The sequence below is a fragment of the Brevibacterium sp. BDJS002 genome, assembly GCF_028201555.1.
Lineage (GTDB): Bacteria > Actinomycetota > Actinomycetes > Actinomycetales > Brevibacteriaceae > Brevibacterium > Brevibacterium aurantiacum.
Genome location: NZ_CP116392.1, coordinates 2350919 through 2364058 on the forward strand (window position 1 = coordinate 2350919; position 13140 = coordinate 2364058).

Sequence of the window (13140 nt, forward strand, 5' to 3'; positions counted from 1 at the left end):
CACCGATGTGCGGACTTCTCATTAATTGACACAGATCATCTTAACATTTAAAACGATCTGTCGTGTGGTCCGACGGGTTCAGGCAGCCGAGTCGAGCCCGTGAGGAAACGATCGACCTCGGCCGCGACCGACCGTCCCTCGGCGATCGCCCATACGATGAGCGACTGACCACGCCCAGCGTCACCGGCGATGAACACTCCGGGAGTCGAACCGAGATAGGTCTCGTCGCGAGCGAAGGCGCCGCTGTCGCTGACGTCGAGGCCGAGAGCGTCGGATTCCGGCCCAGAGAAGCCGAGGGCCAGGAGCACGAGGTCGGCATCCAGGCGGTGCTCGGTGCCAGGAGTCGGCACACGGCGACCGTCGACGAACTGGGTCTCTGCCACATCGATCCCGACCACCCGGCCTTCCTCGTCTCCGGCGAACCCTGTCGTCGATGCGAGGTAGCGCCGCGTGCCGCCCTCCTCATGAGAGGACTGGACTTCGAAGATGCGCGGGACGGTGGGCCAGGGATCTGCCTCGCTGCGGTCGATGGGCGGCTGAGCTCCGATCGCCAGCGTCGTGACCGAGGCTGCAGTCTGCCGCAGGGCCGTTCCCAGACAGTCCGCACCCGTGTCGCCACCGCCGATGATGACCACGTGCTTTCCCTGAGCGTCGATGTGGCTCTCCACTCCACCGGGTCCAGGGCGCTCCCCCGCCTGCACACGATTCGAGGGCACCAGATAGTCCATCGCAAATTCGACTCCGCGAAGCTCGCGGCCGGCGATGGTCATATCACGGGGCACTGTGGCACCTGTGCACACGATGACGGCATCGAAGCTCGACTGCAGGTCCTCAAGGCTGATGTCCCTGCCGATCTCGACCGACGTCTTGAACCGGGTGCCTTCTGCGCGCATCTGATCGAGACGACGGTCGATGTGCTGCTTCTCGAGCTTGAAATCCGGGATCCCGTAGCGCAGCAGTCCGCCGAGGCGATCGTCGCGTTCGTGGACGACGACGGTATGCCCAGCCCGTGTCAGCTGCTGGGCTGCGGCGAGTCCGGTCGGACCGGAGCCGATGACGGCAACGGTCTGCCCGGTGATCCGTTCAGGAATCACCGGCTGGATGAGTCCGGCGGCGAAGCCCTGGTCAACGATCGAGACCTCCACCTGCTTGATCGTCACTGCAGGCTGATTGATCCCGAGGACGCAGGCATTCTCACACGGTGCCGGGCACGCGCGACCGGTGAATTCCGGGAAGTTGTTCGTTGCATGCAGAAGTTCGACGGCCCGCGGAAGCTCACCGCGATACATCGCATCGTTGAACTCCGGAATCAGATTGCCCAGGGGGCAGCCCTGATGGCAGAAAGGAACGCCGCAGTCCATGCACCGCGATGCCTGCCTGCGCAGCTGCTCCGGATCGCCTGCTTCGTAGACCTCGCGGTAGTCCATGAGTCGGATGGGAACCGGGCGCCGCCGTGGCAGCTCGCGCTGGTCGGTGGTGAGGAATCCATGTGGATCAGCCATTGGCGACCTCCAGAATCTTGTGCCAGGCGTCGTCCGAATCCGCGGACTGACCTGCCGCGATGAACTCTTCCTGAACGTCTTTGACCATCGCATAGGCGACGGGAATGATCTTTGTGAAGCGGGAGAGGACGTCCTCTCCTCGGCGCAGTCCGTCAAGCAGCTGGGCAGCCAGGGGCGAGCCCGTCCACTGAACATGTTCACCCAACAGGCGCTGGAGGACCTCCATATCGGAGATTCCCACCCCGGTGAACCGGAATACGCCGGCAGCGCGTTCCTTGGGGTTGAGCTTGGCGGGGTTGAAGTCCAGGACGTAGGCAGTGCCGCCCGACATACCGGCGGCGAAGTTGCGTCCGGTGCTGCCGAGGATCACAGCGAGGCCTCCGGTCATGTATTCGAGCCCGTGGTCACCGATCCCTTCGACCACTGCTTCGGCGCCCGAATTGCGCACCATGAACCGCTCCCCCACCTGGCCGGAGACGAACAGCTTGCCGGCGGTCGCGCCGTAGCCCAGCACGTTGCCGGCGATGACGTTGTGCTCGGGTCTGGTCGGGTTCTCCTCGTGCGGATGCACGCTGATGGTCCCGCCCGAGAGCCCCTTGCCGACGTAGTCGTTGGCGTCGCCATGCAGGTCGATGGTGACTCCGCGAGGCAGGAAGGCACCGAGTGACTGCCCGGCCGTGCCGTGCAGGTCGAGCCTGATCGTGTGCTCGGGCAGGCCCACTTCGGCATGGGCGAGCGTGACATTGTGCCCCAGCAGGGTGCCGACGCTGCGGTCCGTGTTCTCGATCGCCGAGGTGATCGTGACCGTGGCCCCGGACTCGATCGACTCCCCGGCCTCGGCCAGCAGACGCAGATCCAGCTCCCCGGCGAAGTCGCGGTTGACCTCAGTGGTGCGTTTGCGCGGCACTGCGGTGTCGCCATGGACGTCCTCGGGCACGGTGAGGATCGCGGCCAGATCGAGGTCGAGGCCTGAGGCCTCGGCACGCTTCTCATCGATGCGCAGCCTCTCGACAGCACCGATCGCCTCGTCGAGTGAGCGCAAGCCCAGCTGCGCAAGGTAGCCGCGGACCTCCTCGGCGATGAAGGTGAAGAAGTTCACGACGTGATCGGCCTGGCCATGGAAGCGTTCGCGCAGCTTCGGGTTCTGAGTCGCGACACCGACAGGACATGTGTCCTTGTGGCACACACGCATCATGATGCAGCCGGAGACCACGAGTGCCGTGGTCGCGAATCCGAACTCCTCACCACCCAGCAGGGCGGCGATGATGACGTCGCGGCCGGTCTTGAGCTGGCCGTCGACCTGCACGCTGACCTTCTCTCGCAGACCGTTGAGCACCAGGGTCTGCTGGGCTTCGGCCAAGCCGAGTTCCCAGGGGGTGCCGGCATGCTTGAGGGAGTTCAGCGGGCTGGCCCCGGTGCCTCCGTCGTGACCGGAGACGAGGACGACGTCCGCTCCGGCCTTGGCCACCCCTGCGGCCACCGTGCCGACGCCGATCCCGGACACGAGTTTCACGTGCACGCGGGCCCTGGCATTGGCGCGACCGAGATCGTGGATGAGCTGAGCAAGGTCCTCGATCGAATAGATGTCGTGATGCGGCGGCGGAGAGATCAGCCCCACTCCGGGAGTGGCATGTCTGGTCTTCGCGATCCACGGGTAGACCTTCGCCCCGGGCAGCTGTCCGCCCTCTCCCGGCTTCGCGCCCTGAGCCATCTTGATCTGCAGGTCGTCGGCCTCGGTGAGGTAATGGCTGGTGACCCCGAAACGTCCGCTGGCGATCTGCTTGACAGCCGATCGGCGTTCGGGATCGACGAGACGTTCGGTGTCCTCTCCACCTTCACCGGTGTTCGACCTTCCGCCGATGCGGTTCATCGCGATGGCCAGAGTCTCGTGTGCCTCTTGGGACAGTGAGCCGTAGCTCATGGCACCTGTCGAGAAGCGCTTCATGATCTCGCTGGCCGGCTCCACCTCGGCGATGTCGATCGGACCCGATTCCGTGGGCACGAGGTCGAACAGTCCGCGCAGAGTCATGAGCTCACGTGACTGCTCGTCGACGGCGTGGGTGTACTGCTCGAAGATGTCGAAGCGACCTGTGGCAGTGGAGTGCTGGAGCTTGAAGATCGTCTCCGGGTTGAACAGGTGGGCCGGACCTTCCCGCCGCCACTGATATTCGCCTCCGACCAGCAGATTCCGGTGCGAGGGCCGTGGATGGTCATCACGGTAGGCGTCGGCATGCCGAGCACTTGATTCCGCGGTGATCTCAATGATTCCCTTGCCCCCGAGCTGGTGCGGGGTGGAGGTGAAGAACTCGTCGATGAAGTCGTCCGAAAGCCCGAGGGACTCGAAGGTCTGGGCTCCGTGGTAGGACTGGACAGTCGAGATCCCCATCTTCGACATGATCTTCAGCAGCCCCTTGTTCAATGCCGTGAGCACATTCTCCACGGCCGCAGATTCGCTGATGCCGCGGATCCTGTCTGAGCGCACGAGCGCTTCGGCGGTCTCCATGGCGAGGTACGGGTTGACGGCGGAGGCACCGAATGCGACCAGAGTGGCGACATGGTGGACCTCACGGACATCGCCGGCTTCGACGATGATGGACACCCGCGTCCGCGAACGCTGCCGCACCAGGTGGTGGTGAAGGGCCGAAGTCAGCAGCAGCGACGGAATCGGAGCAAGATCAGCTGTCGAGTCCCGATCGCTGAGGATGATGAACACTGCTCCGGCCTCGACGGCCGCGCTGGCTTCCCGACACAGCGCCTCGAGACGCTTTGCCATGGCATCAGGCCCGGCATTCACCGAATACAGGCCGGCCAGCGTCACACTGGGTCGTCCATTGTCGACGCCGAGGTGGTGGCCCTGGACGTACGAGATCGCCGTCAGTTCGTCGTTGTCGATGACCGGCTGATCGAGCAGGATATGCGCGGAGTCCGGCTCGGAGAACTGCAGCAGGTTGCCTTCGCGCCCGATGCCCGAGGACATGCTGGTGACGATGTCTTCGCGGATTGAGTCCAGCGGCGGATTCGTCACCTGAGCGAAGTTCTGATGGAAGTAGTCGAAGAGCAGCCTCGGTCGTTTGCTCAAGGCCGCGATCGCCGTGTCCGTACCCATGGCCCCCAGGGGCTCTGCCCCGGTCTCGGCCATCGGCGAGATGAGGATACGCAGCTCCTCCTCGGTGTAGCCGAAGGTTCGCTGACGCCTGCGCACCGATGACTGCGGGTGAGTGACGTGGATCCGAGTGGGCAGATCCGCGAGGCGGCGCGAACAGCTCTTGACCCACTCTTCATAGGGATGCTCAGTGGCGAGCTGATTCTTGATCTCCGTGTCGGAGATGATCCGTTCGGACTCGGTGTCGACGAGGAACATGCGTCCAGGCGTCAGCCGACCGCGAGCAACGATGTCCGCTTCGGGCAGGTCGACGACGCCGATCTCACTGGCCAGGACCACGGTGTCGGAGGTCATGACATAGCGCGCAGGACGCAGGCCGTTGCGATCGAGGACCGCCCCTGCCAGCTTCCCGTCGGTGAATCCCACGCAGGCGGGTCCGTCCCACGGCTCCATCAGCAGCGAATGATACTCATAGAACGCCTTGCGTGACTCTCCCATGCCGGGGTTGTTCTCCCAAGCCTCCGGGATCATCATCAGCATCGCCTGCGGCAGCGACCTGCCCGAGGCAACCATGAGTTCGAGCACCGAATTGAATGACGCCGAGTCCGAGGCGCCGGGCGGCACGATCGGGCACAATCTGTCCAAGCTCGTCGAGGTGCCGGGCACCGGGGAGACGAGCAGGTCCGAGGCCAGCTTCGATTCCCTGGCCTGCATCCAGTTGCGGTTGCCGCGCACCGTGTTGATCTCACCGTTGTGGGCGATCGTGCCGAAGGGCTGCGCCAGCTGCCAGGACGGGAACGTGTTCGTCGAGAAGCGAGAATGCACGAGCGCGATCCGAGAGGTCAGCCGTTCGTCGAGCAGTTCCGTGTAGAAGGCGGAGAGCTGGCCCGTTGAGAGCATGCCCTTATAGGTGATGGTGCCCGGGTTGAGAGAAGGGCAGTAGAGACCCGCATGGTCGAGGCGCTTCCTCACGATGTAGGACCGGCGGCTCAGATCCTGTGGGTCCCGGGAGGGATACCGCTCGTCGATGGCGAGGAAGAGCTGGCGCATGCGCGGCATCGTGGTGCGTGCGGTCTCGCCCAGCACGCTCGCGTCGTGGGGCACGTCGCGGAAGGCAAGGACCTTCAGTCCCTCTTCGGCGGCGATCCGCTTGACGAGGTCGTCCTGATCCTCGTGCGAATCGTTCCTGCCCTCTGTGACCGGAGCATCCCTGTCGTCCGTGGGGATAGCCACGTCGGGGATGAGATCCTGTCGGTAGTCCTGGGCGAAGAAGCCGATGCCTGCGGCGTAGCTGCCCGGCTCCGGAAGTTCGACGCCGTCAGCACCGAGCACCTCGGCGAAATAGTCGTGGGGTATCTGCAGGGTGATCCCGGCACCATCCCCTGTGCCTTCATCGGAGCCGATGCCGCCTCGGTGTTCGAGTTTGCGCAGTGCGGTCAGAGCCTGTTCGACGACCTCATGGTCTGCCGGGCCACGGTAGCGGACGATGAGCGCCAGCCCACATGCGTCGTGCTCGAGTGCCGGATCGTAGAGTCCGGCACGAACTGGTTGACGCGGAGCTTTCGGGGTCGTTGAGTGTTCAATGTACATCGCTGCCTTCACGGGGTGTAGGAGTTTACGTTAAAGACGGCGCTGTCCCTAGCTGTTTTCGCGGTGCCCTTCGAAGATCGTCCTCAGACACAATTGTGACGTGGTTCTCACAGTCGGTAACCCAACATACACCATGTGGTGAATCCGAATGGAATAGAAAAAGGACCGTAAAACGAACCTAAAAGTCTCAGTCGTCGGTCGTCGACCCGCCGTTGCCCCGTGCACGCCGCCTCACATCGGGGGTGATGGAGATCGCCGAGGTGACGGCTCCATAGGACCCGAAGGTGTGCTCACCGTCGGCTGCCTGAGAGGTGTCGTTCGTCGCCCGAGTGATCTTTCGGGCGCGCCGAATGAGGCGGACGATGATGATGGAGACGATGACGAGCACCACGAGCAGCGCAATGGCCCACAGCGCCCAGACCGGGATCGTAACGGAGCCGAGGCGAAGCCCAGCACCGGAGGTCAGCAGTTCGGTCAGGCTCATGCACAGCCCTCAGCGAGCTCCGCGGCAAGAGCTGCGATACCGCTGACTCCGTCGCTGTCGAGAGCACGCACGAGGGCAGATCCGACGATGACGCCGTCAGCGTATTCGGCAACCTCTGCGGCCTGGTCACGAGTCGAAACTCCGAGCCCGACGCAGGCGTGCTGGGCTCCGGTGTCCTTGAGACGTGTGACAAGCTCGCGAGCATGGTTGTCGACCTCGGAGCGGACTCCGGTCACTCCCATCGTCGAGGCGGCATAGACGAATCCGCGGCTCGCGTCGACGATCTTGGACAGACGTTCAGGCGTTGAGGAGGGAGCGGCGAGGAAGATGCGGTCAAGATCGTACTCGTCCGAAGCCGCAGTCCATGCCGCTGCCTCATCGGGGATGAGGTCAGGGGTGATGATGCCTCCCCCGCCGGCGGAGTCCAGATCTCGGGCGAAGGCGCTCACACCGTACTGCAGCACCAGGTTCCAGTAGCTCATCACGACGGCGGTACCTCCGGCTTCTGCAACGGCTGAGACGGCGGTGAAGATGTCGGAGGTGCGCACTCCGGCGTTCAGCCCCTGCTCGGCGGCGCGCTGGATGACGGGACCGTCCATTCCCGGGTCCGAGTACGGCATGCCGACTTCCACGATGTCGACGCCGGACTTCACGAGTTCGACCATGGCTTCGATGGAACCCTCGACAGAGGGGAAGCCGACGGGGAGATACCCGATCAGTGCGGCCTTGCGGCCGGCCTGAGCGACGGCGTCGAGGGTGGTACCGGTTCGGGGTCCTGAGCTCGTCATACCTGCACAGCTCCTTCGTCGAAGTAGTTGAACCATTTGGCTGCGGTGGTCATGTCCTTGTCGCCGCGCCCGGAGAGGTTGACGAGCAGAACCGCGTCGCTGCCGAGTTTCTGTCCCACTCGCATCGCGCCGGCCAGTGCATGGGCGGATTCGATTGCGGGAATGATGCCCTCAGTGCGCGACAGCAGTTGCATCGCCTCCATCGCCTCTTCATCGACGACGGGTTCGTAGGTCACGCGTTCGGAATCGTGCAGGTAGGAGTGCTCTGGTCCCACCGAGGGGTAGTCGAGGCCGGCCGAGATCGAGTGGGAGCCTCGGGTCTGCCCGTCCTCGTCCTGCAGGATGTAGGTGGCGGAGCCGTGGAGGACTCCGGGACGTCCGCCTGAGAATCGTGCCGCGTGGCGGCCGCTGTCGACACCTTCTCCTCCGGCTTCGAAGCCGAAGATCTGAACGTCCTTGTCGGCAAGGAATGCGGCGAAGATGCCCATGGCGTTCGATCCGCCGCCGACGCAGGCGCAGACAGCATCAGGCAGTCGTCCGACGGCGTTGCGTATCTGCTCGCGTGCCTCGATGCCGATGACGTCCTGGAAGGAGCGAACCATGGCCGGGAAGGGGTGCGGGCCGGCGACGGTGCCGATGATGTAGTGCGTGTTCCCTACGTTGGCGACCCAGTCGCGCATCGCTTCGTTCATTGCGTCTTTGAGCGTCTTGGTGCCGTTGGACACAGAGTTGACCTTAGCTCCGAGCAGCCGCATCCGGGCGACGTTGAGTGCCTGCCGCTGGGTGTCTTCCTCGCCCATGTAGACCTCGCACTCCATGTCGAGGAGGGCGGCCGCTGTAGCTGTGGCAACACCGTGCTGTCCGGCTCCGGTCTCAGCGATGACTCGAGTCTTGCCCATGCGCTTGGCCAGCAGAGCCTGCCCCAGAGCGTTGTTGATCTTGTGGCTGCCGGTGTGGTTGAGGTCCTCGCGCTTGAGGAAGACCCTCGCGCCGCCGCAGTGTGCGGCGAAGCGGGTGGCCTCGGTGAGCAGACTGGGACGCCCGATGTAGTTCTTCTGCAGGTCCAGCAGCTCTTCGGTGAACGCGGGATCCACCTGGGATTTGCGCCAGGTCTCTTCGATCTCGTCGAGTGCGGGGATCAGCGCTTCTGGGAAGAACCTGCCTCCGTACGAACCGAAGTAGGGTCCGTTCTCCTGGCTCAAATCGGTCATTGCAGTCCTTCGCGGTTCGAATTGGTGGTCGGGTGGATCAAGACTGGAGACTGTTCGCCGCCCGGCGCTCCCGCCCGGTCGCGGTGAAATCGGCTACGGCTGACTTCGCGTCGCCTCCGGTGACGAGGGCTTCGCCGACGAGCACGAGATCAGCTCCGGCTCCGGCGTAGGTCTCCACGTCTTCGCGACCGGTGACCCCGGACTCCGCCACCAGAGTGCAGTTGGCGGGAGCGAGATCAGCCAGCGGCGCGAAGCGATTCGTGTCGACGCTCAGATCCTTGAGGTTGCGGGTGTTGATGCCGATCAGCGGAGCATCGAGTTCGGCCGCGATGGCCAGCTCTTCGGCATTGTGCGTCTCGACGAGAGCCGTCATGCCCAGTTCGTGGGCGAGGGCGTGGAACTCGTGGAGCTGTTCGACCTCGAGTGCGGCGACGATGAGGAGGACGAGGTCGGCACCGTGGGCGCGGGCTTCATGGAACTGGTATTCCTCGACCATGAAGTCCTTGCGCAGGACGGGGATGTCGACTGCAGCGCGAACGGAGTCGAGGTCCTCTAGGCTGCCTGAGAAGCGCCGCCCTTCGGTGAGCACGCTGATCGCTCGGGCTCCCCCGGCGGCATAGAGGCCGGCCAAAGTACCTGGATCAGGGATGTGGGCGAGGTCCCCGCGGGAAGGGGAACGTCGCTTCACCTCGGCGATGACACCGAAGTCGCCGGCATAGTCGAACGCACGCGCGGGCTGAGCCTCACGCGCGCGGTCGATGACGTCTGCCAATGGGGTCTGCCTCCGGCGTTCGGCGAGATCTTCGCGTACACCGGCGACGATGTCGTCGAGAACTGTCATTTCTTCTTCGGCTTGTTTCCCAGGCCGACGGCACGCAGGATGATGCCCACGATGAGGCCGAGTACGACGACTCCGACGCCGACGTAGGTGATCATCGCGGTGTGAATCGTGAAGCCGACGCAGCCGATGGCGACACCGATCAGGATGATGATGACTCCGGTCCAGCCGGCCACGGAGTTTCCGTGTCCTGGGTCGGCGATGGCGGCATAGTCGATCGTCGATTTGTCGAGATCGGTTGCGCCGTTACGAGCGACGGTTTGCGACATGGTGCTCCTTAGAGATGCAGGCGTGGCACGCGTGAAAACTTGTTGCATCCATTGTGACACGCTTCGAGTTGGGTCGAGACACCGACCCGGTCACGAGGTCATTTCGATTCATCGTCGGCCCCACCAGCGGCGGAGTCGGGATCGTCTCCGCGGGAAAGTGCGTCCCAGGTCGCGGCCGAGTCGAACTCTTCACCTCCGGCCTCTGCCGTCCGGGCGTACCGGTTCGAGTTCGTCCAGCTCGCCGAGGAGAAGGCGACGTAGACGATGACGATGAGCGCGATGGCTGCCGCGCACAGGCCCACGATCGGCCACGCGGTAGCTCCGGGGGCTGACACGGACTGCAGCGCGGTCATGCCGTAGCCCACGGCGGCCAGGCCGGCGAAGCCGAGGACGACGAAGCGTCCGATCTTTCCCAGCATGGCCGAGAGCAGTCCGGTGACGGCGATGATTGCGACGCAGGCGGTGGCGACCGGCGAGGCCTGAGAGCTCGCGTCTTCCGTGACGTCGGCCACACCTGCTGGTCCGAGCGTGTCGCCGGCGACCCCTGCCTGCCAGGAGGCGAGGCTGATCGCCCACAGGGCTCCCGCAAGAATGAGGACGAGGAGGACACCGCGTGATTTGGTCATCTCAGGTCCATTCCTCTCTCGGCTCTCCGAGCTTCGTCACCGCGCTGGCTGCCGATGCTGCACCCAAGACGGCGGCCGCCTTGTTCTGTGATTCCTGATATTCGGTTTCGGGAACCGAATCCGCGACGAGACCACCGCCGGCGTAGACGCTCATGACCGAGTCGCGGAGGACGCCGGTGCGGATGGCGATCGCCAGGTCGAGGTCTCCGGTGAATGACATGTAGCCGACGACACCCCCGTAGATTCCGCGGCCGATGGTCTCGAGCTCGTCGATGATCTGCAGAGCACGGGGTTTGGGAGCCCCGGAGAGGGTGCCCGCCGGGAACGTGGCACGAAGCACGTCCACGGCCCCCTTGCCCGGCGCGAGTTCTCCGCGCACGGTCGATGAGATGTGCATGATGTGGCTGTAGCGCACAATGTCCATGAACTCGCTGACATCCACGGTCCCCGCCTGGCAGACCTTCGCCAGGTCGTTGCGGGCAAGGTCGACGAGCATCAGGTGCTCGGCCAGTTCCTTCTCGTCGTTGATGAGGTCTCTGGCCAGGGCCGAGTCCTCTTCAGTGGTGGCGCCTCGGGGCCTGGATCCGGCGATCGGATGGGTGACGACGTCACCGGAGCGAACCGTCACGAGGGCCTCCGGAGAAGAACCGACGATGCTGGCGGGCTGGCCCTGATCATCGTGGAGGTTGAGCAGGTACATGAAGGGGCTGGGGTTCGAATGGCGCAGCATCCGGTAGACCGTCAGCGGGTCGGCGGTGCACTCGGTGTCGAAGCGCTGTCCGAGGACGACCTGGAAGATCTCGCCGTTGACGATCTCTTGCTTGGCTCGTTCGACGTTGTCGAGGTAGACCTGTGGGTCGGTGCGTGTCGAGACCTGCGGCGGGACGAAGTGAGTGCTTGAGATCTCGGCGTCGACGGGTTCGGTGATTCTGGCCAGCATCGCTTCGATCCGGTCGACACCCGCGTGGTAAGCCTCGTCGATGCCGGTGTCGGCACCGTTGACGTTGAAGACGTTGGCGACGAGCGTCAGGGTTCCTGAGTAGTGATCGTAGACCGCGATGTCGCCGGGGATCATCAGCTGCACGGTCGGCAGATGGTGCTCATTGGCCGGTGCCGGGCCGAGCTTTTCGAACTGGCGGACGATGTCCCAACCGAAGTAGCCGACGAAGCTTGAGACCATCGGTGCCAGCACCGACTCGGTCTCATCGACGGCGAGCAGTTCCAGGGTCGCGGTCACGGCGTCGAGAACGCTGCCCTCGGCGGGGATTCCCACCGGCGGTGTGCCTTCCCAGCGGAAACTCTCGCCCTCGGAGATCAGAGTGGCCACGGGAGCCGAGCCGATGAATGAGTACCGTGCCCAGGCTCCGGACACGGCCGACTCGAAGAGAAAGCTGCCGGGCCCGCCGTCGGTGAGCTTGCGGTACAGACTCAAGGGAGTCTCCGTGTCGGCAAGCACCTCCGCATGGACAGGCACCAGGCGGTGGTCGGCGCCCGAGGCTCGAAATTCTTCGAGACTGGGACGGATAGTCAGCCCGGTCTCGGTCGTCGAAGTGGACGTCGTCGAAGTCTCAGTTGGCACTGATGGTCCTTCCGGTGAAGCACGTCGGGGTCAGAGTATGGCAGGCCGGTCCGGTCTGTTCGACCTCCATGAGCAGAGCGTCTGCGTCGCAGTCGAGGCTCAGGGAGGCCACCTTCTGTGTGTTCCCCGAGGTTTCGCCCTTGACCCAGTATTCCTGCCTGGACCGGGACCAGTAGACTGCGGCGCCGGTGCTCAGGGTGCGCTCGATGGCTTCCACGTCCATCCAGGCCATCATCAGCACCTCCCGGGTGTTGACCTCCTGGACGATGACGGGGATGAGCCCGTCGGAGTTGAGAGTGATCAGTTCGCGCCAGTTCTCCGGGGTCGCGTCGATCTGCGTGGTGGTCTCGTGCGTGCTCATCGGACTTCGATCCCTTCGTTCCGGAGTGCGTCCTTGACCTCGGCGATGCTCAGAGTTCCGAAGTGGAAGACGCTCGCGGCCAGCAGCGCATCGGCTCCGGCCGCCACGGCGGGAGCGAAGTGCTCGACCCGTCCGGCTCCCCCGGAGGCGATGAGCGGAACGTCGACGGCTGCCCGTGCGGCGGCGATGAGTTCGAGATCGAAGCCATCGCGAGTGCCGTCTGCGTCGATGGAGTTGAGCAGGATCTCACCCACGCCGCGCTCGGCGGCCTCGGTGATCCAGTCGATGGCGCAGCGACCTGTGCCCTCTCTGCCGCCGCGGGTGGTGACTTCGAAGCCGGAACGTGTCTGCGTCCCCTGGCTCCGTCTGGCGTCGAGGGACAGGACGAGGACCTGGTTGCCGAAATGGTGGGCGATGTCGCTGATGAGCTGCGGGTTCGCGACCGCCGAGGTGTTGACGGAGACCTTGTCGGCCCCATCACGCAGGAGGCGATCGACGTCGGAGACGCTGCGGATGCCGCCGCCGACGGTCAGAGGGATGAAGACCTCTTCGGCACAGGCCCGGACGATATCGTGAACGGTCTCGCGATCACCGCTGCTGGCGGTGACATCGAGGAATGTCAGCTCGTCCGCACCGGATTCCCCGTAGCGTCGGGCCAATTCGACCGGATCGCCGGCGTCCTTGAGGTCGGCGAACTTCACTCCCTTGACGACACGTCCCTCGTCGACGTCCAGACACGGAATGACTCTGATGGCAACCATATGACTCTCCTAGATTCCCGGTCGACGA

11 protein-coding genes are annotated in these 13140 nt (G+C 64.4%); all 11 read right to left on the minus strand.

What is annotated here, in order from left to right; translation table 11 throughout:
- Positions 1-47 precede the first annotated feature (47 nt).
- The 11 genes from PGC08_RS11060 to hisF all read right to left on the minus strand — a co-directional run bounded on the left by PGC08_RS11060 (position 48) and on the right by hisF (position 13112).
- Positions 48-1502, minus strand: a complete 1455-nt coding sequence (locus PGC08_RS11060) for a glutamate synthase subunit beta (RefSeq protein ID WP_101618595.1) — start codon at positions 1500-1502, stop codon at positions 48-50.
- Positions 1495-6195, minus strand: coding sequence for a glutamate synthase large subunit (gltB, locus tag PGC08_RS11065; RefSeq protein WP_271708424.1), 4701 nt, complete (start codon positions 6193-6195; stop codon positions 1495-1497). The genes PGC08_RS11060 and gltB overlap by 8 nt, the downstream gene beginning before the upstream one ends.
- Positions 6196-6382: 187 nt before the next feature.
- A complete protein-coding gene (locus tag PGC08_RS11070) occupies positions 6383-6679 on the minus strand; it encodes a hypothetical protein (RefSeq protein ID WP_101598263.1) in 297 nt (98 codons plus the stop codon).
- The gene (gene trpA, locus PGC08_RS11075; protein ID WP_271708425.1) at positions 6676-7467 is read right to left on the minus strand and encodes a tryptophan synthase subunit alpha; all 792 of its coding nucleotides are present in this window, start codon (positions 7465-7467) and stop codon (positions 6676-6678) included. The genes PGC08_RS11070 and trpA overlap by 4 nt, the downstream gene beginning before the upstream one ends.
- Positions 7464-8678, minus strand: a complete 1215-nt coding sequence (gene trpB, locus PGC08_RS11080) for a tryptophan synthase subunit beta (RefSeq protein ID WP_096161939.1) — start codon at positions 8676-8678, stop codon at positions 7464-7466. The genes trpA and trpB overlap by 4 nt, the downstream gene beginning before the upstream one ends.
- Before the next feature lie 37 nt (positions 8679-8715).
- Positions 8716-9519, minus strand: coding sequence for an indole-3-glycerol phosphate synthase TrpC (gene trpC / locus PGC08_RS11085; RefSeq protein ID WP_096161938.1), 804 nt, complete (start codon positions 9517-9519; stop codon positions 8716-8718).
- On the minus strand, positions 9516-9785 hold the full coding sequence (locus PGC08_RS11090; RefSeq protein WP_009881401.1) for an HGxxPAAW family protein: 270 nt from the start codon (positions 9783-9785) through the stop codon (positions 9516-9518). The genes trpC and PGC08_RS11090 overlap by 4 nt, the downstream gene beginning before the upstream one ends.
- A 98-nt stretch (positions 9786-9883) precedes the next feature.
- Positions 9884-10411, minus strand: a complete 528-nt coding sequence (locus PGC08_RS11095) for a Trp biosynthesis-associated membrane protein (RefSeq protein ID WP_069600244.1) — start codon at positions 10409-10411, stop codon at positions 9884-9886.
- 1 nt (position 10412) lies between these two features.
- Positions 10413-11990 carry an anthranilate synthase component I gene (gene trpE, locus PGC08_RS11100; RefSeq protein WP_271708426.1) on the minus strand — a complete coding sequence of 526 codons (1578 nt, stop codon included), beginning with the start codon at positions 11988-11990 and terminating at the stop codon, positions 10413-10415.
- Positions 11980-12351, minus strand: coding sequence for a phosphoribosyl-AMP cyclohydrolase (gene hisI / locus PGC08_RS11105; protein WP_009881404.1), 372 nt, complete (start codon positions 12349-12351; stop codon positions 11980-11982). The genes trpE and hisI overlap by 11 nt, the downstream gene beginning before the upstream one ends.
- Positions 12348-13112, minus strand: a complete 765-nt coding sequence (hisF, locus tag PGC08_RS11110) for an imidazole glycerol phosphate synthase subunit HisF (RefSeq protein WP_096161937.1) — start codon at positions 13110-13112, stop codon at positions 12348-12350. Before hisF ends, hisI begins: the two co-directional genes overlap by 4 nt.
- Positions 13113-13140: the final 28 nt, after the last annotated feature.